This window comes from Stenotrophomonas maltophilia group sp. Smal17, assembly GCF_030237045.1.
Classification (GTDB): Bacteria; Pseudomonadota; Gammaproteobacteria; order Xanthomonadales; family Xanthomonadaceae; genus Stenotrophomonas; species Stenotrophomonas forensis.
In genome coordinates this window covers 1-19925 of the sequence record NZ_JASJSU010000053.1, presented here as the reverse complement: position 1 = coordinate 19925, position 19925 = coordinate 1, and the positions used below count along the sequence as shown (strand labels likewise).

At 68.5% G+C, this 19925-nt stretch carries 17 protein-coding genes; 6 read left to right on the top strand and 11 right to left on the bottom strand.

The window, feature by feature from the left end; translation table 11 throughout:
* Positions 1–42 precede the first annotated feature (42 nt).
* Complete coding sequence (locus QRO93_RS14090; protein ID WP_040009460.1) at positions 43–312, top strand: hypothetical protein; 270 nt, start codon at positions 43–45, stop codon at positions 310–312.
* 1 nt (position 313) lies between these two features.
* Here QRO93_RS14090 and pdeM read toward each other — a convergent pair whose 3' ends face one another.
* From pdeM to QRO93_RS14070, 4 genes are read right to left on the bottom strand one after another with little or no spacing between them, the layout of a single operon-like run.
* A complete protein-coding gene (gene pdeM, locus QRO93_RS14085; RefSeq protein WP_180880310.1) occupies positions 314–955 on the bottom strand; it encodes a ligase-associated DNA damage response endonuclease PdeM in 642 nt (213 codons plus the stop codon).
* On the bottom strand, positions 945–3404 hold the full coding sequence (locus tag QRO93_RS14080) for a ligase-associated DNA damage response DEXH box helicase (protein WP_180880312.1): 2460 nt from the start codon (positions 3402–3404) through the stop codon (positions 945–947). The genes pdeM and QRO93_RS14080 overlap by 11 nt, the downstream gene beginning before the upstream one ends.
* Positions 3401–5008, bottom strand: coding sequence for an ATP-dependent DNA ligase (locus QRO93_RS14075; RefSeq protein WP_180880315.1), 1608 nt, complete (start codon positions 5006–5008; stop codon positions 3401–3403). Before QRO93_RS14075 ends, QRO93_RS14080 begins: the two co-directional genes overlap by 4 nt.
* Positions 5005–6003 (bottom strand): ligase-associated DNA damage response exonuclease, encoded by a 999-nt coding sequence (locus QRO93_RS14070; protein WP_180880318.1) that lies wholly within the window; start codon positions 6001–6003, stop codon positions 5005–5007. Before QRO93_RS14070 ends, QRO93_RS14075 begins: the two co-directional genes overlap by 4 nt.
* Before the next feature lie 113 nt (positions 6004–6116).
* Between QRO93_RS14070 and QRO93_RS14065 the strand changes: the two genes are divergently transcribed.
* On the top strand, positions 6117–7754 hold the full coding sequence (locus tag QRO93_RS14065; RefSeq protein ID WP_180880321.1) for an acyl-CoA dehydrogenase family protein: 1638 nt from the start codon (positions 6117–6119) through the stop codon (positions 7752–7754).
* 289 nt (positions 7755–8043) lie between these two features.
* Here the strand turns inward: QRO93_RS14065 and QRO93_RS14060 are convergent, their stop codons facing one another.
* From QRO93_RS14060 to QRO93_RS14050, 3 genes are all read right to left on the bottom strand, one after another.
* Positions 8044–8454 (bottom strand): hypothetical protein, encoded by a 411-nt coding sequence (locus tag QRO93_RS14060; RefSeq protein ID WP_006461120.1) that lies wholly within the window; start codon positions 8452–8454, stop codon positions 8044–8046.
* A gap of 157 nt (positions 8455–8611) precedes the next feature.
* Positions 8612–8953 carry a hypothetical protein gene (locus QRO93_RS14055; protein ID WP_004153024.1) on the bottom strand — a complete coding sequence of 114 codons (342 nt, stop codon included), beginning with the start codon at positions 8951–8953 and terminating at the stop codon, positions 8612–8614.
* A 124-nt stretch (positions 8954–9077) separates the two neighbouring features.
* On the bottom strand, positions 9078–10253 hold the full coding sequence (locus QRO93_RS14050) for a thiolase family protein (protein ID WP_180880324.1): 1176 nt from the start codon (positions 10251–10253) through the stop codon (positions 9078–9080).
* Positions 10254–10436: 183 nt separating this feature from the next.
* Here QRO93_RS14050 and QRO93_RS14045 point away from each other — a divergent pair, with 183 nt between their 5' ends.
* Positions 10437–13271 (top strand): autotransporter serine protease, encoded by a 2835-nt coding sequence (locus QRO93_RS14045; protein ID WP_180880327.1) that lies wholly within the window; start codon positions 10437–10439, stop codon positions 13269–13271.
* Between the two features lie 47 nt (positions 13272–13318).
* Here QRO93_RS14045 and QRO93_RS14040 read toward each other — a convergent pair whose 3' ends face one another.
* The gene (locus QRO93_RS14040) at positions 13319–14416 is read right to left on the bottom strand and encodes a Glu/Leu/Phe/Val dehydrogenase dimerization domain-containing protein (protein ID WP_049456104.1); all 1098 of its coding nucleotides are present in this window, start codon (positions 14414–14416) and stop codon (positions 13319–13321) included.
* 279 nt (positions 14417–14695) lie between these two features.
* On the opposite strand from QRO93_RS14040, the gene QRO93_RS14035 reads away from it, so the two are divergent.
* On the top strand, positions 14696–15772 hold the full coding sequence (locus tag QRO93_RS14035) for an HDOD domain-containing protein (protein WP_053450467.1): 1077 nt from the start codon (positions 14696–14698) through the stop codon (positions 15770–15772).
* Between the two features lie 3 nt (positions 15773–15775).
* Here QRO93_RS14035 and QRO93_RS14030 read toward each other — a convergent pair whose 3' ends face one another.
* From QRO93_RS14030 to QRO93_RS14020, 3 genes are all read right to left on the bottom strand, one after another.
* Positions 15776–17365 (bottom strand): phospholipase D family protein, encoded by a 1590-nt coding sequence (locus tag QRO93_RS14030; RefSeq protein WP_180880329.1) that lies wholly within the window; start codon positions 17363–17365, stop codon positions 15776–15778.
* A gap of 91 nt (positions 17366–17456) precedes the next feature.
* Positions 17457–18155 (bottom strand): RNA pseudouridine synthase, encoded by a 699-nt coding sequence (locus QRO93_RS14025; RefSeq protein ID WP_053450465.1) that lies wholly within the window; start codon positions 18153–18155, stop codon positions 17457–17459.
* 56 nt (positions 18156–18211) lie between these two features.
* Positions 18212–18712: a M48 family metallopeptidase gene (locus tag QRO93_RS14020; protein ID WP_008267667.1), complete on the bottom strand. Its 501-nt coding sequence runs from the start codon at positions 18710–18712 to the stop codon at positions 18212–18214.
* A gap of 62 nt (positions 18713–18774) precedes the next feature.
* On the opposite strand from QRO93_RS14020, the gene QRO93_RS14015 reads away from it, so the two are divergent.
* Positions 18775–19332 carry a DUF2058 domain-containing protein gene (locus tag QRO93_RS14015; protein WP_180880332.1) on the top strand — a complete coding sequence of 186 codons (558 nt, stop codon included), beginning with the start codon at positions 18775–18777 and terminating at the stop codon, positions 19330–19332.
* Positions 19333–19502: 170 nt separating this feature from the next.
* Positions 19503–19769 carry a DksA/TraR family C4-type zinc finger protein gene (locus QRO93_RS14010; RefSeq protein WP_006460850.1) on the top strand — a complete coding sequence of 89 codons (267 nt, stop codon included), beginning with the start codon at positions 19503–19505 and terminating at the stop codon, positions 19767–19769.
* Positions 19770–19925 lie beyond the last annotated feature (156 nt).

The window sequence follows — 19925 nt, the reverse complement described above, 5'->3', positions numbered from 1 at the left end:
TGCGGCCCGGACGTGCCGCCGGATGTTGAAGAGGAGGACGCCATGTTGTTCGCGGTCGAAGAGCTGGAATCGGAAATCTGCAAGCTGCGCGGTCTGCTGCAGATGCTGCACGAGGACCAGCCCGACGTACTGGAGGACGTGTTCGAGTTCCATGTCGGCAGCCTGATCAGCCATGCATCACCCGAACACCACGCACGCATCCGTGCCTGCGCGCAGGAGATGCTGGCGGCGATCCAGGCCCTGCCGCGACGACGTGACGATGACACGGCGGATTTCCGCCTGATGCCGGCGCTGGGCCTGCGCCCGGCCTGATTCAGCGGGCGGGAAGCTGCACCAGGCCGCCGTCGACGCAGGCAATCATCCGTTCGCCGCGGATGGGCACAGGCACGATGCCAGCGGTGAATGCGGAGAACGCGGGCAGGATCGTCATCCGCTCGCGCAGCCAGAATGCGGGAAAGCGCCGCCGCAACGAGGGCAGTGCGACCTGCGGGTGCAGATGCCCTGCGATCACGTGCATCGCCGCGTCCGGCACCGGCTCATGGCGAAGCAGGAACGGCGCCAGCGGGATTTCATCGTGGATCTGTACCTGCAGCTGCGCGTGCGGCAGCTGCCGATCGTGATTGCCGCGCAGTACGTGCACGTCCAGCCCAACATTGCGTTCGCGCCAGCCCAGCCATTGCTGGTACCAGGCGGCGCGATGTGCCGGCCCATGCAGGATGTCGCCGAGAATCCACAGTTCGCGGCAGGCTTGCATGTCCAGCAGTGACTGCAGGCGTTGCAGGTCGTCGACGGTGCCGCCGCGGGGCAGCGCGATGCCGGCACGACGGAACACGTCGGCCTTTCCAAGGTGCAGGTCGGCGATCAGCAGCGCCTGCCGCGCCGGCCAGTACAGCGCACGCGCGCCGATCAGGACCATGGCTTCACCGGCAAGCCGCACGGGCAGTTCATCGACCATGGCGGCGTTCCAGTTGCTGTGCGGCACGCTGCACGCGTGTGCGCCAGTCTTCGTTGCTGAACTGCCCGCGCAGACGCTCGGCCCACAAGGGAAAGCCCAGCGGCGTCAGCGACGCCGGACGCTGCACCGACAGCGCCTGCGTGCTGATGCGCGCCAGCACCTGCTGCAGGCCAGGCAGGTCCAGGCTGTCATGCAGGACCTCGTGTTCGGCCAGCGCCAGCAGCAGATGGCCCGGATCGTGCTCGCGAAGCACGTCGTACAGCAGGCCCGCCGAGGCCTGCAGCTGGCGGAGCGAACGCGGCATGCCGCCGGGCAGGCTGGGCACCAGCAGGCCCGCCACGCGTGCGATGCCGCGGAACTGTCGGCGTGCCAGCTCGCCCAGGTTCACCGCTGCACGCAGATCGTCCAGCAAGCGATCACCGGTGAACAGCGTGCGCCATTGCGCTGTGTCCAGCTCGATGGCCTGCGCCGGTGCCAGCACCAGGCCATGGTCGTTCACCGCATAGCCGATGCTGTTGCGCTGCAGGCGCGTGCAACGCAGCGCCAACAGCGCCGCCAGTGCCTCGTGCACGTGACGGCCGGCAAAGGGATAGAGGAACAGGAACTGGCCCTCGCGGCGGCGTACGTCCTCCACCAGCAGATGATCGGGGCCGGGACGTGCCGACACCCGTTCCTGCAGCGCCAGCAGCGGAGCCAGCCATCGTGATTCCGCACTGTCATCGGCGCCGGACAGGACCGACTCCAGTTCGCGGCCAAGCGCCATCGACAGCGGCAACTGGCCGCCCTGCCAGCGCGGCACGACACCGTCACCGCGCCCGCGTGCCAATCGCACGAAGGCGGTCATGTCGCGCAGCTGCACCAGCTCCAGCAGGCGCCCGGCGAACTGGAAGTGATCTCCACGGCGCAGGCGGCTGGCGAACTGTTCCTCGACGGCGCCCAGGCCACCGCCGCGCAGGAACTGCACCCGCACGCTGCCATCGCTGCTGATGGTGCCGATCGAGAGCCGATGACGCAGCGCCTGGCGACGGTCGTGCATGCGATAGCAACCGTTGTCATCGCGCGCCACCTTGTGGAAGTCGGGGTACTGGGCCAGGGCCTGGCCGCCCTGCACGATGAACGTCAGCACGGCCTGCCACTGCTCGTCACCGAGCGTGGCAAAGGCGTGGGTACGGCGTACCTGCGCCAGCAACGCGTCGCTGTGGAATCCACCGGCCAACGCGCGGCTGACCGCATGCTGGGCCAGCACATCCAGCGACAGTGTCGGTGGCCTGCGCGCCTCGACCACGCCCTCAACCACTGCACGGCGCACGGCGGCGTACTCGGCCAGCTCCAGCGCGTGGCTGGGTATGCAAAGGATGGCGCCGCCGGCGCCGGGTCGATGGCGCGCGCGTCCGGCGCGTTGGCGCAGGCGTGCCACGCCCTTCGGGCTGCCCAGCTGCAGTACCTGTTCAACCTCGGGGAAGTCCACGCCGAGGTCGAGACTGGAGGTCGCGACCACGCAACGCAACGTGCCCGCACGCAGGCCATCTTCCACCTGCTGGCGCAGCGCTGGATCCAGCGAGCCATGATGCAGTGCCAGCGTATCCGGGTCTTCCGGCCAGACTGCCGCCAGCGCCTGATGCCACAGTTCGGCCTGCGCGCGGGTGTTGGTGAACAGCAGGCTGCTGCGCGCCTGCATCAGCGCTTCCAGTACGCGCGGCAGCTGCGCCAGGCCGAGATGCCCGGCCCACGGGAAGCGCTCGCCGGGCTCGGGCAGCAGGCTGCGCACGCTGATCGCGCGCGGGCGTACGCCCTGCACGATCGGTGCATCCGGCTGGCCAGGCAGCAGCACGTCGCGCGCCTGCTGCAGATTGCCCAGCGTGGCCGACAGCCCCCACAGCTGCAGCGCAGGCGCGGCCTCGCGCAGCACAGCCAGGTTCAGCTGCAGCAGGACGCCCCGCTTGTTGCCCAGCAGTTCGTGCCACTCATCCACCACCACGCAGCGCAGCTGGCGCATCCGCGGCAGGGTATCCGGATAGCTCAGCAGCAGTGCCAATGATTCCGGCGTGGTCACCAGCACGTCGACGCGGCCCTCGCGCGCCTGCCGCCGTTCGCGGTTGCTGGCATCACCGCTGCGCAGGCCCACCCGCCATCCCAGGCCGAGCCCTTCGACCACCGTCTGAAGGGCGCGCGCGGTGTCGCTGGCCAAGGCGCGCAACGGCGTCACCCACAGCACCTGCAACGGACGCACCGCACTGGCGCGGCGGGGTGATGCCGGTGGGTCGATCATCGCCTGCAGCAGCGGCCCACCGAACATGGCCAGCGTCTTGCCGCTGCCGGTGGGCGTGTGCAGCACGCCCGATTCACCGGCCAGGTAGTGCCGCCACATCGCGCGCTGGAACGGCAACGAGCGCCAGCCGCGGGCCGCGAACCAGTCCTCCAGCCGACGCAGCGCCTGGCTGCGGGTCATCGCGCCAGCGCCTGCAGCGTGGCCAGCTGATCAGCCTCGCTGGCCGGCTTGTCGTGGCGCCAGCGCAGGATGCGCGGAAAGCGCACGGCAACGCCCGACTTGTGCCGTGAACTCTGGTTGACCGCTTCGAAGCCCAGCTCGAAGACCTGTTCGGCGCGCACGCTGCGCACGGGCCCGAAGCGCTCGCGGGTGTTGGCGCGGATCCAGCGATCGAGTGCGAGGATTTCCTTGTCGTCCAGGCCCGAGTAAGCCTTCGCCACCGGCACCAGGGTGTCGCCATCCCAGACCCCGAACGTGTAGTCGGTGTACAGCGTGCTGCGGCGGCCGTGTCCGGCCTGCGCATACAGCAGCACGGCATCGATCGTGAGCGGGTCGACTTTCCATTTCCACCAGTCGCCGCGGCGTCGCCCGGCCTGGTAGGGTGAGCCACGTCGTTTCAGCATCAATCCTTCCACGCCGCGTTCGCGCGCCAGCTCGCGCATCGCGGCGGCGTGCGCCCAATCGTCGGCGACCACCTCGGGCGACAGCTGGATGCGGGTGTCGCCCAGCCTGCCGATGACCTCTGCCAGCCGCAGGCGTCGCTGCTGCAACGGCAACGTGCGCAGATCCCCACCGTCGAGTTCAAGCAGGTCATAGGCGAGCACGCGCACCGGCGTGTTGCGCAGCGTGGCAGCCCCGGGCCTGCGACGCTGGATGCGGGTCTGCAGCGCAGTGAAGGCGCGCGGCAGCTCGCCACTCTCGTCCCAGGCCAGCAGCTCGCCGTCCAGTACGCACCCATCGGGCAAGGCCAATGCAGCCTGTTCGATCTCAGGGAAGCGACCATCCAGCCGCTCCTCGCCGCGTGACCACAGGGCTGTTTCGCCGCGCCGCCGCAGCAGCTGCAGGCGGATGCCGTCCCATTTCCATTCCAGCATCCAGTCGTCGATCGGGCCGAGGCGTTCTTCCGGTTCGCCTTCCAGGGGCGAGGCGAGGAAGAACGGGTAGGGCTGCTGCCGGTCCAGTGGCAGCTCGTCCGGTGACAGCAGCTGGCCCAGCAGCCCGGGTGAGGGGACCCATTCGCCGAGCATGCGCTGGGCGATGCGTGCGATGTCCAGGCCCGACCATTCGGCAAGCGCCTGCTGCACCAGTCGCTGCGAAACACCGACACGCAGTGCGCCGGTCAGCAGCTTGTTGAACACCAGCCGTTCGCTGCTGCACAGCTGCTGCCAACCGGCAACGACTGCTGCGCGGCGTACCGGCTCGTCCTGGTTGGCCACGGTCAGCAGGTGCTGTTCAATCCATTCGGCGAGGGGCCGGTCGGCAGCCGGTTGCGCCGGATCATCCAGCAGCAGGGTGAGCGTTTCGGCCAGGTCACCGACCTGCGCATAGCTGTCTTCGACCAGCCACGGTGGCAGACCCGATTGTTCGGCAATCCAGGTGCGCAGTTCGCCGCTTGCAGCGATCTTCCTGCGCGCGCCGCCGACCTTGCCGCCACTGAGCAGGTACAGCGCCCACGCTGCATCATGCGCACGTGCCTGGCGGAAGTAATCGACCAGCGCCGCACGCTTGTCCAGCGTAGCGGTGCTGCGGTCCAACCGCTGGTAGAGCGCGGCGAACGCTTTCATTCCTCGCTCCCGAAGTCGGTACGGAAGGCTTCGGCAGCCACCCCGCGTTCGCGCAGGAAGGGGATCAGCGCGTCGGTGTTGCCATGGGTGGCGATCACCCGCTGCGCGCCGGTCTGTTCGATGGTCTGCAGCAGCGCAGGCCAATCGGCATGGTCGGAAATGACGAAACCACGATCGACATTGCGCCGGCGCCGATTGCCGCGCAGCTGCATCCAGCCGGACGCGAAGCCCAGCTGATGGCGTCCGAAGCGCCGCATCCACGGCGTGCCCGCAGCCGAGGGCGGCGCGAGGATCAACTGCCCGGCTGCATCCGGCTGGCGGCCCTGCTCGGCGACGGTGTGCGTCTCCAGCATCGGTACGCCGGCCTGCCGGTAGACCGCTACGCCGTTGGCAATGGCGCCATGCAGCCAGGCCGGACGATCATCCAGCGGCAACAGTTCGGCCAGCACCCGCTGTGCCTTGCCCAGTGCGTAGCACAGCAGGATCGCGGCCTCGCCACGCTGTTCGCATTCGCGGCGCCACGCCACGATCCCGGCAGCCACTGCCGGCGTGTCCGGCCAACGGTAGATCGGCAGCGCGAAGGTGGCTTCGGTGATGAAGGTATCGCAGGGCACGACCTCGAACGGCGTGCAGGTCGGATCAGGCTGGCGCTTGTAGTCGCCGGACGCCACCCAGACCTGCTGCCCGTCATCGATACGGACCTGCGACGAACCCAGCACATGCCCGGCCGGGTGCAGCGATACCTGTACCCGCCCCAGCCGGAACGGCACGCCCTCGGCATGCGCCTGCACCGGCACGTCACCCAGGCGCCAGCGCAGGATCGGCAGGCTGCCTTCGCTGCAGTGGTACTCGCCCATGCCCGGGCGCGCGTGATCGCCATGGCCATGGGTGATGACCGCACGTGGCACCGGCCGCCAGGGATCGATGTGGAAGTCACCGGCGGCGCAGTACAGCCCCTCCGGGCGCAGGACCACCAGATCGTCGTTGCCTGTCATGCGGTCACTGTGGCCGCTGCCTCGTGCACGGGGTGAGAACCGGCCTGAACGCGGGCTTGGCAGGTGATGCGGCACAATCGAGCCGCACACTTCTTGCCGCCAGGATGGACCGGATGAGTGGACCGAGCTTCAGCAGCAGCGCGCCCTTCGAAACCCATGTGGTGCTGAACCAGCCGCCACCGTTCGCCGGCCGTCATCTGTGGACCGATGACGTGGCATTGATGGAGGCGGTGCAGCGGGAGGGGGCGGGCGGCTTCGCACCGCGCCTGGCGGTGTACGGCGCGCTGGCCGGTGACGAACTGTACCGGCTCGGCTTCGATGCCAACCGTGATCGGCCACGACTGCGTACGCATGATGCGCAGGGCCATCGCATCGATACCGTGGAGTTCCATCCGGCCTATCACCAGCTGATGGGCACGGCGAAGCAGCATGGCGTGGCTGGACTGTCGTGGCACGAGCCGCAGCCCGGTGCGCATGTCGCGCGTGCGGCCCTGAGCTACCTGCATCACCAGGCCGAGGCGGGCACCAGCTGCCCGTTGACCATGACCCACGCCGCGGTGGCGGTACTGGATCCGCACCCGCATCTGGCCGAGTGGGCGCGCAAGGCTGCTGCGCCGGTCTACGACTCACGCGACGTGCCGGTGGCGGACAAGGCCGGCATCACCCTGGGCATGGGCATGACCGAGAAGCAGGGCGGCTCGGACGTACGGGCCAACAGTACCCGCGCCGAACCGATCGATGGCGAGCGCTACCGCCTGGTCGGCCACAAGTGGTTCTTCTCTGCGCCGATGTGCGATGGCTTCCTGGTGCTGGCGCAGGCGCCAGGTGGACTGACCTGCCTGCTGATGCCGCGCCGGCTGGCCGATGGCGACCGCAACGCGTTCCGGCTGATGCGGCTGAAGGACAAGCTGGGTGACTGGGCCAATGCGTCCAGCGAAGTCGAGTTCTGCGGCGCACAGGCATGGCGCGTGGGCGAGGAGGGGCGCGGTGTGGCTACCATCATCGGCATGGTGATGATGACCCGCCTGGATTGCATGCTGGGTGCGGCAGCGGAGATGCGCATGGCATTGGCACAGGCGCTGCACCATGCGCGCCACCGGCGTACCTTCGGCACGCTGCTGGTCGATCACCCGCTGATGGCCAACGTGCTGGCCGATCTGGCGCTGGAGTCGGAAGCGGCCACGGTGTTGTCGATGCGTATCGCGCGCGCGGTGGATCGTGCCGGCGTGGATGGCAACGAAGCGGCGCTGGCGCGGCTGGGCACGGCCCTGGGCAAGTACTGGATCTGCAAGCGTGCCGCGGCGTTCGTCAATGAAGCACAGGAATGCCTGGGCGGTGCCGGCTACGTGGAGGAATCGATGCTGCCGCGGCTGTACCGGCAGGCACCGTTGAATTCGATCTGGGAAGGCAGCGGCAACATCCAGTGCCTGGACGTGCTGCGCGCGTTGGCACGTGAGCCCGAGGCGATGGTGGCGCTGCGCGGTGAACTGGCCGCGGTGGCCGATCGTGATGCGCGCTATGCGGCCGCCCTGCAGCGCTGGGCGGCGGCACCGCCGCCGCAAGAATCGCAGGCGCGGATGTTCTGCGAGCGCACAGCGCTGCTGCTGCAGGCGGCGCTGCTGTTGCGTGCGCGCAGTCCGATGGCCGAGGCATTCGTGCGTAGTCGTTTGCAAGGGGAGCACGGGCTGGCGTTCGGGACGCTGCCGGCGGGGCTGGATGTGTCGGGGATGCTGGCGCGCGCGTTGCCGTAGGAGGCGGCCAACGGCGGAGCCCCTCGTGGCGGGCGGCGCGGAGTCTGCGTCGTGAGCGGGCCGCGCGGGTGGGTTGCGCAGGGGGCGCTGCAAGTACGTCCATGTAAGCTCGGTCGCCGCATCCATGCGGCTCACGCCCCTGCGCAACCCTCCCGCGCGGCCGCGGACAATTTCCGTGGGCGCACACCACGAAATCAACAGAAAAAGCGAAAAGCAGAAAGCAGAAAAGCCGCGGCGGTGCCGCGGCTTTTCCTGTGGCGCCGAGCGCATGCCCGGCTGCCGGTATGCCTCAGTGCTTGGCTTCTTCCTTGGCGGCGTTGGCCTTCGCGTCATTGGCGACATCGCGGGCCTTGTCGGCGACCTTCTGGGCGGCGTTGGCGGTCGCGTCGCTGGCATGAGCCGCGGCGTCGGTGGCAGCGTCCTTGGCCTTGTCGGCGGCATTGGCGGTGGCGTCTGCGGCCTTGTCCAGGGCCTGCTGGGTATCGGCAGCCGCCTGTTCCGAGGCGGCGGCGGTCTTGTCGGCGGCTTCGCGGGTGGCGGCAGCGGCCTTGTCGACAGCGTCGCGGGCGGCAGCGCCAGCGCTGTCGGCGGCCTGCTGTGCGTCCTGCTTGGCCTGTTCGGCTTCCGGGCCCTTGCAGGCGGCCAGCGCCAGCAGCAGGGAGGCAGCCAGCAGGGTGGTGGTGATCGGACGAATCTTCATGGCGGTCTCCGGTGCTGCAATGGATGGGGACGCCAGCCTATTCATGCCGTTGTGAAGACGGGGTGGCGATGCAGTGGCTCAACCGCCGGCATCGGCGCAAAGAAAAAGCCGCTGGCGAACCAGCGGCTTTTCCAGAACAGCGTGAAGAAAGAAGTTATTACTTCTTGGCTTCTTCAGCAGCGTCCTTGGCCTTCTCGGCGGTGCCTTCGGCAGCCTTGGCAGCGTCGGCAGCAGCGCCGGCAGCAGCGTCGGTGGCAGCAGCGCCAGCCTGGGCAGCGGCGTCAACCGAAGCGTCAGCAGCGGTGGCGGCGGTGTCAGCGGCCTGCTGGGCAGCGTCGGCGGTCTGGGCGCCAGCAGCGGCGGCCTGGTCGGCAGCAGCCTGGGCTTCGGTGGCGGCTTCGTTGGCCGAAGCAGCGGCGTCCTGGGCAGCTTCCTGCTTCGAGCAGGCGGCCAGGGCCAGAGCCAGGGACATCGCGACCAGCAGCTTGTTGATGCTCATTGTGTAAATCCTCGTCGTTAGAATTAGGCAACGCGCATGCTGCGCGCCGACAACATGATGACAAGCCAATATTGGGTGTCAAGCGATCCCGCATTCATTTTTGCGAAATCATCGTTAAATCTTTTCAAATCAATTCGATGGCGATTGCGGTTGCTTCGCCGCCACCGATGCAGAGGGTGGCAATGCCGCGCTTGCCACCGCGCGTGCGCAGCGCGTTGACCAGGGTGACCACCAGGCGTGCACCCGAGGCACCGATGGGATGGCCCAGCGCGCAGGCACCGCCATTCACGTTGAGCTTGTCGTGCGGGATGCCCAGCTCACGCATCGGCGCCATCGCCACCACGGCAAAGGCTTCGTTGATTTCGAACAGATCGACCTGGTCCAGCGACCAGCCGGTCTTGTCCAGCAGCGTGTGCAGCGCGCCGATCGGTGCGGTGGTGAACCACTCCGGCTCCTGCGAGTGGGTGGCGTGGCCGACAATGCGGGCCAGCGGGGTGATGCCGCGCGCGGCGGCATCTTCTTCGGTCAGCAGGACCACGGCGGCCGCGCCATCGGAAATGCTGGAGGAGCTGGCGGCGGTGACGCTGCCGTCCTTCTTGAAGGCCGGACGCAGGCTCGGGATCTTGGCGATGTCCGAGCGCCCCGGCTGCTCGTCGGTGGCGACCTCGACCTCTCCCTTGCGGGTAGCGACCTTCACCGCGACGATCTCATCGGCGAATGCGCCATTGGCCTGCGCGGCCTGCGCACGCTTGACCGATTCGATGGCGTAGGCGTCCTGCTCTTCGCGGCTGAACTGGTACTTGTCCACGGCGCATTCGGCGAATTCGCCCATCGCCTTGCCATCGTAGGCGTTGACCAGTCCGTCATGGGCCATGTGGTCGACCGCCTGGAAGTTGCCGAAGCGGTTGCCGGTACGCGAGTTCGGCAGCATGTGCGGCGCGTTGGACATCGATTCCATGCCGCCGGCCACCACGATGCTGGCCGAGCCGGCCTTGATCAGGTCATGGCCAAGCATGATGGTCTTCATGCCCGAGCCGCACACCTTGTTGAGGGTGGTGGCGCCCACCGACAGCGGGATGCCGGCGGCGATCGCCGCCTGGCGGGCGGGCGCCTGGCCGAGGTTGGCCGGCAGCACGCAACCCATGAGGACCTCGGAGACGTCGCTGGCCGGAACACCCGACTGTTCCAGGGCGGCGCGGATGACGGCCGCGCCCAGGGTCGGGGTCGGCACGCCGTTGAACTGGCCGAGGAAGGAGCCGATGGCGGTGCGCTTGGCGGCGGCGATGACGATGTTGGACATGGCAATCTCGTTGATGCGTAAGCAATGTTCGGAAAGGAGACCGGAGGCCGTTGGAAGCGCCCCGGTTTCCCGGCAGACTGCGTGGGGGTCGGCCCAAGTATAGAGGGTCGCGGAGGGCCGTCGCTGGGCGCGGCCGCATGCCAGCCAGGATCAAGGCTGGCCAACGTTCATGGGAAGGAATCGATGGAACGCACGACGATGGTGAGGTCTGCCCTGGGTACCGCGCTGGCCATGGCGCTGACGGCATGTGGCGGAGGCGGCAGCAATGTACGCATCGATCCACCGCCGACCGCGCCGCCCCCGACCACGCCTCCGCCCACTACGCCGCCGCCGGCCAAGCCGCAGGAGCCGGCCTTCGATGCGCATCTGTCAGTCACCAACGCGCGGGCCGCACAGGCGGCCGGTCTGACCGGGCAGGGCGTGCGCATCGGCATCGTTGATTCCGGGGTGCAGCGCAATGCGGTGGCGCTGAACGGGCGGGTGCTGGCCAACCTCAACTACATCGATCCGGCCAGGAACAATCTTGCGGTCGACGATGTGGTTGGCCACGGCACGGCGGTGGCCAGCCTGGCCGCCGGTGCAGCGGTGGGAACGTGGCCGGGAGGCATCGCGCCGGGGGCGCAGATCGTATCCGCGCGGATCATTTCCGACACGCCGCCGACCGATGACGGCAGTGGGCGCGGCAATGCCTTCAGCGGTCCGCTGGGCGTGGCGCAGGTCCACCAGGACCTGATCAGCTACAACGTGAAGGTGATGAACAATTCGTGGGGCGGCCTGTACTGGACCGACCTGCCGACCACCGCGCAGGTGGCGGCCGAATACCGCCCGTTTGTCATCAACCACGGCGGCCTGGTGGTGTTCGCAGCCGGCAATGACGCGCGCACCGAACCCAGCAGCCTGGCCGCGCTGCCCAGCCAGAAAGGCGTGGCCGGCACGCTTCCGGCGGCCGACCTGGAGCGCGGCTGGCTGGTGGCGACCGCGGTTGATCCCTACACGCCGGGTGCACTGGCCAGCTATGCCAATGCCTGCGGCCAGGCGGCCCGCTACTGCCTGGCGGCGCCGGGCAGCGCGGTCTATCCCGATGCCAGCGGTGGCAGCTATTACTGGAACTACGGCACGTCATTCGCCGCGCCGTTGATCTCCGGTGCGGCGGCGCTGGTCTGGCAGCGCTTCCCCTACTTCAACAACGATCTGGTGCGGCAGACCCTGCTGGGCACCGCCAAGGACATCGGCGCGCCTGGCGTGGACCCGGTGTTCGGTTATGGCCTGCTGGACATCGGCCGAGCGATCAAGGGCCCCGGGCGCTTCGACTGGGGTGATGTGGTCGCCAACGTGGATGTGGCCTCGACCGGCTCGCTGTGGAGCAACGACATCGTCGGCAGTGGCGGCCTGGTCAAGCAGGGCAGTGGAACCCTGGTGCTGGGCGGCAACAACAGCTACACCGGTGCCACCCGCATCGAGCGCGGCATCCTGTCGCTGCAGAACGGCGGTGTCATCCGTTCCAACGTGACCATCCTCGGCCAGCCCGATCCGGATTCGACCGGCCTGCAGTTCAATGGTGGCAAGCCGCGGGTGATCGGCAACGTGGTCAACGGCAGCAGCGTGTTCCTGACCACCGGCAGCACCACCGGTACCATCGAGGGCAACTACACGCAGCAGGCAGGTGGCCAGCTGATGATCGCGCTCGGTGCCAATGCGCTGCAGGTGACCGGCACCGCCTCGATCAATGGTGGCGTGCGCGTGCATGGCTTCGTCTCCGGCTATGTGCCGCAGAGCGGCAGCCGCCAGGACCTGGTCCATGCGGCCGGTGGCCTGAGCGGCACCTTCAGCAGCCCGGCCACCTCCAGCGGCCTGCAGGGCCTGTCGCTGCTGCAGAGCAGCTATGGCTATGACAGCAACAATGCCTGGTTGAACCTGACCCAGGTCAGCGTCACTGCGGCGGCGACCGGGCTCACGGCCTCGGCGCAGTCTGCCGCGCAACGACTGGAAGGTGCGTTCAGCGCGCTCGATGGCAGTCCCGTCCTGCAGGGCTCGGCGTTCGGCGCGGCGGCCGGCGCGCTGCAGTGGACCGGCGGTGGTCGTGATGGCCTGGCCGCCAGCCTGCAGAGCCTGTCGGGACAGGCGCATGCGCGGGCCGAGTCGGCCACCTTCGACAGCATCGACATGTCACGCCGCGCGATCGCCGAACGCTTCGATCGGGTTCAGGCCGCACCACGGCTGCGTGGCACCTGGCAGAGCGCCTTGGGCGAGGCCGGGCAGGGCAGCTTCGCCGGCAACAGCGCCGACAGCCGCGGCTGGATGACTGGCCAGGATCTGGCCTTGGGCAGCAACGGGCTGATGGGCGTGGCCTTCGGCGAGACCCGCAGCAACGGCGGCAGCAGTTTCGATGGAGCGCGCGGTCGTGATCGGCAGGCGCAGGCGCAGTTGTATGCCGGCTGGAACCTGGGGCGTGGCTACGCGCTGGCCCAGCTCGGCAGCGGCCAGTTCACCCGTGCGCTGGATCGCCAGCTGCTGCTGGGTGCCGGCGCCTACGGCGTCTCTGCGCGCTACGGCGGGCGCTTCAGCACTGCCAGCGTGGAAGGCGGCTATCGCTTCGGCCGTGCCGGTGCGTCGCTGACACCTTACCTGGGCGCCAGCACCACGCGCGTGGAGACCGACGCCTTCCAGGAGCTGGGTGGTTTCGGCTTCGGCCTGCGTGGCGATGCCAACCGCGTGCAGCGCAGCCAGATGCTGGCCGGTGTGCGCGGTGAGCGGGGGTGGGGGCGATGGACGCTGCGCGGTCATGCCGAGTGGCAGCAGCGGCTCGATGGTGCCGATGCGGATTGGCAGGCCAGTTTCGTCGGCGTCGATGCCTGGGCGCCACTGGCGGGCTGGAACACGTCGCGCGGAAGTGCGTTGTTCGGCGTGGCGCTGGAATCGTGGTGGGGCCGCAATGGCCGCCTGAGCCTGGGCTTCGACCAGCGTGTCGGTGGCGAAGGCGCGCGGCAGGCGGCCCTGCGCTACAGCACCGGGTTCTGAGTGATCGGTCGCGCCGGGGCCCAGGCCCGGCGCGACCCTCCGCAGGCTCAGCCGCCGCGCAGGTTGCCCAGGCGCGGGGTGCTGCGGCCCAGCGGCATCTTCAGCTTGCCGATCGACAGGATGCGGCTTTCGGCGATGCGGTCGGCGGCACGCTGCGGGGCGATGTTCTCGCGCTGCGACAGTTCGAAGATGCGGGTGAGGTTGTGATAGATGCTGCGGATCAGGCGCATCGCGCGTTCGCGGTTGTAGCCGTCGATCTCCAGCGACACGTTCATCACGCCACCGGCGTTGACGGCGTAGTCCGGTGCATACAGGATGCCGCGCGCATGCAGCTCGTCGCCGATTTCCAGGCTCGACAGCTGGTTGTTGGCGGTGCCACAGATGATCTTCGCCTTGATCCGCGGCAGGGTATCGGCATTGATCGCGCCTTCCAGCGCGCACGGCGCGAACACATCGGCGTTGACCTCGTGGATCTCGTCCGGCTTGACCGCTTCGGCGCCGAAATCGCTGACCGCACGATCAACCAGGCTGCTGTCCAGATCGGTGACATACAGCTTGGCGCCGCGGTCGCGCAGCAGCTTCACCAGCTCCATGCCGATGTGGCCCAGGCCCTGCACCGCGATGCTGGTCTTGCCCACTTCTTCATGCCCGAACTTGAAGCGCATCGCCGCCATCAGCGCCTGCAGCGCACCGTAGGCGGTGAAGGGGGCGGGATCGCCGGAGCCGCCATGGACCTGGTGAACGCCGGTCACGAACTGGCTCTCCAGGTAGATGTTCTCCATGTCGTTGACGTCGGTACCGACGTCCTCGGCGGTGATGTAGCGCCCGCCCAGCGAATCGACGTAACGGCCGAAGGCGCGGAACAGCACCTCGGTCTTGTCCACCTTGGGGTCGCCGATGATCACCGCCTTGCCGCCACCGACATTGAGGCCGGCCAGCGCATTCTTGTAGGTCATCGTCCGGCTCAACCGCAGCACGTCGGCCAGCGCCTCGTCGGTGCTGGCGTAGGGGCGCATGCGCACGCCGCCCAGGGCCGGGCCCAGGGTGGTGTTGTGGATGGCGATGATCGCCTTCAGCCCGGCATCGTGGTTGTGGCAGAACACCACCTGTTCATGGCCGGTGGTGGCGAGGGTTTCGAATAGCATGGCATCTCCGATGGCGCGAACAGCGGCGAACTGCGGCGAACGGCCAGTGAACGGTAGGGTCCCAAAAACAAAAAAAGCGACGTCGTCGGTGCAGGGGGACGGGTCGCGCGGCGCCATTCTAGTCCATTCCTCCGGCCGCTGCCGTCGACATCGGCGGACGCTCGGTTAAAGAAGATGAAAGCGCGGCCGATGCTGCGACGACGGCGGGTCGCCGGATTCGTGTGAAGAGGCAGGACGGTCAGTGACGGCAAAGGCAGCACAACGACAGGGCGGGCGGCGATGACGCCGGCCTGGTGGCGATCGCTGCGCGCGTGGCTGGCGCGCTCGACCGGGGCGGCGCCGTCGCGGTTGGCCGCAGCATCGCGGCAGGCGGTGGCCGCCGCTGCGGCCAGCCTGCAGGGCGAGGCGCTGCCACCAAGTGAGATCGCGGCGCACCTGCAGCGCGGCCTGCATGCGCTGGCGCTGTATCCGCGGCTGGCCGGCGAACCCGCGCCGGTCCAGGACCCGGCGCTGGGCGAGGCGGTGGCACGCGCGCTGCAGGATCGCGACTGGGCGGCCCGGCACCTGCCCCGGCGTCCGCAGCTGTTGCCGCAGCTGATCCAGACCGTCAACGACGACGCGGCCTCGGCGCGGGTGATGGCGGCGATCATCGGCCAGGACCCGGTGCTGACCGGCAACCTGCTGCGCATTGCCAACAGCCCGGCGTACAAGGTGCACGAGCGGCCTGTGGAAAGCCTGCAGCGGGCGGTGACCCTGGTCGGCACCGAAGGCGTGCGCCAGATCATCAGCGCGGTGCTGGTGCAGCCGGTGATGCAGGTGCAGTGCGAGGTGTTCCCGCAGTTCAGCACGATCATCTGGGAGCATGCGTTGCTGGCCTCGCGCGCGGCCGCCGACCACGCACGCACGGTCACCTTCGGCGATGCTTTCGCCGCCCAGTGGCTGGGCCTGGTGCAGGGGCTCGGCGCGGCGCTGGTGATGCGCCAGCTGCTGCAGGAAGCGCAGGCGCGCGGCGAAACCGTGGAGCCGGCCCTGGCCCTGCAGCTGCTGCAGCAGTGGTCGTTGCCACTGGCCCAGCGCGTGGCGGCGGCCTGGGAATTGCCCGAACCGGTGCACCAGGCTCTGGCACCGGAAGCGGACGGACCGCTGGCCGACAGCCTGCGCCTGGCCAGCGCCGCTGCGGCTGCCAGCCTGCTGTGCAGGCACGGGCATGCCAGCCAGAACCGCATGCTGGCCCTGCTTGAACAACTGCCGTCGGCACCGCCGCATACCCTGCGCTGGATCTGGCGGCGCCTGCACGGGCGCAGTGTGGAAACGCGCGATGAGGCCGGGCAGGAACAGGCATCGCCGTCGCCCTGAGCGCTACAGCTGCGATTCCACCGGCAGCCAGCTGATCACCCGTGCGGTCCAGCGCTTGCCCAGGCTCGCCCCGGGTTCGGCCTCCACCCAGTGCGGCGGCGGTTGCCGCTCCAGCCAGCGCAGCGCATCGTCGTGTCCCAGGGCCAGCCACCAGCTGTGCGCAGGGCTGGCCAGGCGCAGGTACTCGTCGCGCAGCTGCGCACCCAGCACCGGATCGTCGAACAGCACTCCCATCTCGGTATTGAGGTAGGCCGAGCGCGGATCGAGGTTGAACGAGCCGACGAAGCCGCGGCGGTCGTCGACCACGAATGCCTTGGTGTGCAGGCTGGCGCCGCTGCTGCCGAACAGGCTGGTATCCGGCTGGCCGTGTGCCTTCAGTTCGTACAGCTGCACGCCAGCCTTCAGCAGGGGTACGCGGTAGCCCATGTAGCCGCCGTGCACCGCAGCCACGTCGTTGGCGGCCAGCGAATTGGTGACCACGCCCACCTGGGCGCCGCGCGCGGCCAGTCCCGAAAGGCCCTCCACGCCATCGCTGCCTGGCACGAAGTAGGGCGAGATCAGCAGTGCGCTGCGACGGGTGGTTGCCAGCTCGTCGCTGAGCGTATTGACCAGCCAGTGGCGGCGATCATCGTCGCGATGCTTCATCGGCGGATCGGAGGCGATGCGCACGTTCGCGCTCCAGTGCAGGGGCTCCGGCGTAGGCCGCTGCAGGCCGCGCGATGCGGCCACGCGTTGCAGGTAGGGCTGCGCCCTGGCATGCAGCGCATCCAGGTCCGACTGCCGCACGAGTTGCCGCAGCTGTTCATCGCTGTAGGAGGCCAGCGCGGAAATCGGAATGGCAGTGCTGCTGTTCCAGTAATCGTCGAAGATCCGGTTGGCCTGCTGCACGGCCGGTCCGGCCACCACCAGGTCAAGATCCTGGAAGTTCACATCGTCGCGTGCACTGAAGTATTCCTCGCCGATGTTGCGCCCGCCGACGATCGCGATGCGGCCATCGGCGATCCAGCTCTTGTTGTGCATGCGGTGGTTCACGCTGAAGGCGCGTTGCACCAGCTCCAGCGTGCGTGCGATGCCACTGCGGTTGCGGAACGGGTTGTACAGGCGGATCTCGATGTTTGGATGCGCATCGAGCGCCATCATCAGCGCATCCTTGTCCCTGGCGTTCATGTCGTCGAGCAGGATGCGCACGCGCACGCCGCGTTCGGCGGCGTCATACAGCGCCTTGGCCATCAGGTGGCCGACCAGGTCGTCGTGCCAGATGTAGTACTGCAGGTCCAGGCTGCGTCCTGCGTGCGCGGTGATCATCGCGCGGGCCGCGAACGCATCCATGCCATCGCTGAGGAAGGCGACGCCGGACTTGCCGGGATGGGCCTCCTGCAGTGGCACGATCTGCTGATCGATGCGGGTCTGCGCCGGCTGCAGTGGCAGTACGTGCGACGGCGCGCCCTGTGCCTGTGGCGTGAGATGGTCGGCCAGCAGCAGGCCGGACAGGACCAGCAGCAACACGGAGGCGACGATGATCGCAGCGACACGCAACAGGCGTCGCCACAGGGGCTTGGGCGGACTCATGCCCCGATGGTAGATCCACGCCATGCGTGGATGAAAGCCAGAAAACCCATTGCACTGGATTCACGCCATGCACGGATGGCTTCTTCAGCCAATGTCATGCCATGCGTGGATGGGGTCAGAACCGCTCGTCACTGCCCAGGTAGCGCCACTGCCCCGGCGGCAGCGGCCCGAGTGCCACGCGCCCGATACGCAGGCGACGCACGGCCGCGACCTGCAGCCCGGCGGCGGTCACCGCCACGCGCAGGCCCTTGGCGGTCAGCCCCTTGCCGGCAAAGCGCAGGCGCTGTTCGCTCTGCCAGCTGACCTTGGCACCGCCGGATTCCTGCTGCAGGCGCGCCAGCAGCCACGGCCCACGCTCGGGGCCACCCTCAGCCACTTCGATCAGGTACTCCTGCTCGGTGCGGCCCAGGTTGCGCTGCAGATGGGCCAGCGTGGCCGGGTCCTGGCTGACCACCACCAGGCCGCTGTCGCTGGCCGGCAATGCGGCGGCCAGCTGCAGGCCGTGGAAATGGCGCTGCAGCGGACGGATGCCGCTGGCATCAAGCTCGCTGCGGCTGTCACTGCTGACCAGCGCGCACAGGGTCTCGGCGGCGACGCCGGCCGGCTTGTGCAGCAGCATGCTGACCCGTTCGGCCTTGTCATCGCTGGCCTGCTCGGCCACCACGATCACGGCGTTGTCGTCGACCGGGCGCTGTGGCTGTTCCACCACCTCGCCATCGACCGTGACCCAGCCACCCTCGATGTAGCGCCGGGCTTCGCCGCGCGGGATGCCGAGCAGGGCGGACAGGCGTTTGTCGAGACGGATCGGTTCCATGGCGGGCAGGTCGGTCAGGTCGGGCAGGGGGCGCGCAGTGTAGCTGCTGCGGCCGGTCAGCGCTGGCCGCGGTTGACCAGCTCGGTCAGGTACAGGCGGGTATCGAACTCCAGCTGCAGGTAGTCCGGCTCCATGTGCTGGCACAGCTGGTAGAAAGCCTTGTTGTGGTCGGCTTCCTTCAGGTGGGCCAGCTCATGCACCACGATCATGCGCAGGAATGCCGCCGGCGCCTGGCGGAACACGGTGGCGATGCGGATCTCGCGGCTGGCCTTGAGGCGACCGCCGTGTACGCGAGAGATGGCGGTGTGGGTGCCCAGCGCGTGCTTGATCACTTCCAGCGTGTTGTCGTAGCAGACCTTGTTGAGCGGCACCGACTTGCGCAGGTAACGGTCTTTCAGTTCCTGGGTGTAGTCGTACAGCTGGCGGTCGCTGCGCACCTCGTGCGGGTCCGGGTAGCGCTGCTGCAGCCAGGGGCCGAGCTTGCCCTGCGCCAGCAGTTCACTCACCTGGGCGACCAGGGGTTCGGGATAGCCGGTGAGGTACTTCATCACTGCCATGCAGGGGGGGCGGGGCGCCGGTAGAATGGGGCCTCCAAGATTACACGCGGTACGCAACGACCATGGCAAAGCCCAACGCGCTGCAGGAACAATTGCTCAAGGCCGGCCTGGCCAAGAAGTCGCAGGCCAGCGCCGCCGCGAGCGCGCAGGCCAAGGCCCGCCAGGGCAAGGCCGAATCGACCTCGGCCGAGGTCCAGTGCGAAGCTGAACGCGCCCGCGCCGAGAAGGTCGAGCGCGACCGCGCGCTGGCTGCCGAACGCAACGCCCAGGCCCGGCAGGCGGAACAGAAGGCGCAGGCGAAGCAGATCATCACCGCCCATGCGGTGCCCCACAAGGGCGATGACGAATACCGCTTCAGCGACGGCGCCACGATCCGCACCCTGCTGATCGACCCCAAGCTGCGCAAGGCACTGTCGGTCGGCGTGCTGGTCATCGTTGCCCATGGCGAGGGCTACGCGCTGCTGCCGCGTGCCGCCGCCGAGAAGGTGCGTGAACGCGCCCCGGAAGCGATCATCGTCGACCACGGCCAGCCGGGCTCGACCGCCGAGATCTCCACCGGCAACGCCGAGGACGACGCCTACTACGCCCAGTTCCAGGTGCCGGACGACCTGGTCTGGTAAGCAAAAAGGGGACGGAGGGGATTAAGCCGCAATCGGCCTGATCGAACCCGTTCGCATCCTGTTCGTCTTCCTGAAGAGCAGCCGAGCACGGCTCGGCTCCGCATCACGGCCTGTCTTTTTGCCGGCGTGTATCGTCCCCATATCAGGCGACACACCTGCGGAGGATGGCCATGGCCACCGGTTGGGCGGGAGATGGCGCGGTCCAGGATCAGATCGACGCTACCGTTGATGATGCGATTGCCCGCGCGCGGCGCCAGCTGCGCCAGGGTCCGGGTCTGGAACACTGTGAGGAATGCGACGCGCCGATCCCGTTGGCGCGGCGCCAGGCCGTGCCCGGGGTACGCCTGTGCGTGGCCTGCCAGCAGGCGCTGGATGATGAGGAACACGCGCACAGCGGCTACAACCGGCGCGGCAGCAAGGACAGCCAGCTGAGGTAAGGGATGTTCGGCAGGGCTGCGCCCTGCACCCGCAGATGCTTCAAGCCAAGGCAACAGCAACAGCAAAAGCAAAAGCTGGCATTCCGCGGGTTGGCGGGGCGGTGTCGGAGTGCGGGGACGCCGCAAGTACGTCCATGTAGGCTTGGCAGCCGCATC

What these genes read in the sequence shown, in the direction of transcription:
- QRO93_RS14090 (WP_040009460.1), top strand. Translation starts at nt 43, where the DNA reads ATGTTGTTCGCGGTCGAAGAGCTGGAATCGGAAATCTGCAAGCTGCGC.
- pdeM (WP_180880310.1), bottom strand. Translation starts at nt 955, where the DNA reads ATGGTCGATGAACTGCCCGTGCGGCTTGCCGGTGAAGCCATGGTCCTG.
- QRO93_RS14080 (WP_180880312.1), bottom strand. Translation starts at nt 3,404, where the DNA reads ATGACCCGCAGCCAGGCGCTGCGTCGGCTGGAGGACTGGTTCGCGGCC.
- QRO93_RS14075 (WP_180880315.1), bottom strand. Translation starts at nt 5,008, where the DNA reads ATGAAAGCGTTCGCCGCGCTCTACCAGCGGTTGGACCGCAGCACCGCT.
- QRO93_RS14070 (WP_180880318.1), bottom strand. Translation starts at nt 6,003, where the DNA reads ATGACAGGCAACGACGATCTGGTGGTCCTGCGCCCGGAGGGGCTGTAC.
- QRO93_RS14065 (WP_180880321.1), top strand. Translation starts at nt 6,117, where the DNA reads ATGAGTGGACCGAGCTTCAGCAGCAGCGCGCCCTTCGAAACCCATGTG.
- QRO93_RS14060 (WP_006461120.1), bottom strand. Translation starts at nt 8,454, where the DNA reads ATGAAGATTCGTCCGATCACCACCACCCTGCTGGCTGCCTCCCTGCTG.
- QRO93_RS14055 (WP_004153024.1), bottom strand. Translation starts at nt 8,953, where the DNA reads ATGAGCATCAACAAGCTGCTGGTCGCGATGTCCCTGGCTCTGGCCCTG.
- QRO93_RS14050 (WP_180880324.1), bottom strand. Translation starts at nt 10,253, where the DNA reads ATGTCCAACATCGTCATCGCCGCCGCCAAGCGCACCGCCATCGGCTCC.
- QRO93_RS14045 (WP_180880327.1), top strand. Translation starts at nt 10,437, where the DNA reads ATGGAACGCACGACGATGGTGAGGTCTGCCCTGGGTACCGCGCTGGCC.
- QRO93_RS14040 (WP_049456104.1), bottom strand. Translation starts at nt 14,416, where the DNA reads ATGCTATTCGAAACCCTCGCCACCACCGGCCATGAACAGGTGGTGTTC.
- QRO93_RS14035 (WP_053450467.1), top strand. Translation starts at nt 14,696, where the DNA reads ATGACGCCGGCCTGGTGGCGATCGCTGCGCGCGTGGCTGGCGCGCTCG.
- QRO93_RS14030 (WP_180880329.1), bottom strand. Translation starts at nt 17,365, where the DNA reads ATGGCGTGGATCTACCATCGGGGCATGAGTCCGCCCAAGCCCCTGTGG.
- QRO93_RS14025 (WP_053450465.1), bottom strand. Translation starts at nt 18,155, where the DNA reads ATGGAACCGATCCGTCTCGACAAACGCCTGTCCGCCCTGCTCGGCATC.
- QRO93_RS14020 (WP_008267667.1), bottom strand. Translation starts at nt 18,712, where the DNA reads ATGGCAGTGATGAAGTACCTCACCGGCTATCCCGAACCCCTGGTCGCC.
- QRO93_RS14015 (WP_180880332.1), top strand. Translation starts at nt 18,775, where the DNA reads ATGGCAAAGCCCAACGCGCTGCAGGAACAATTGCTCAAGGCCGGCCTG.
- QRO93_RS14010 (WP_006460850.1), top strand. Translation starts at nt 19,503, where the DNA reads ATGGCCACCGGTTGGGCGGGAGATGGCGCGGTCCAGGATCAGATCGAC.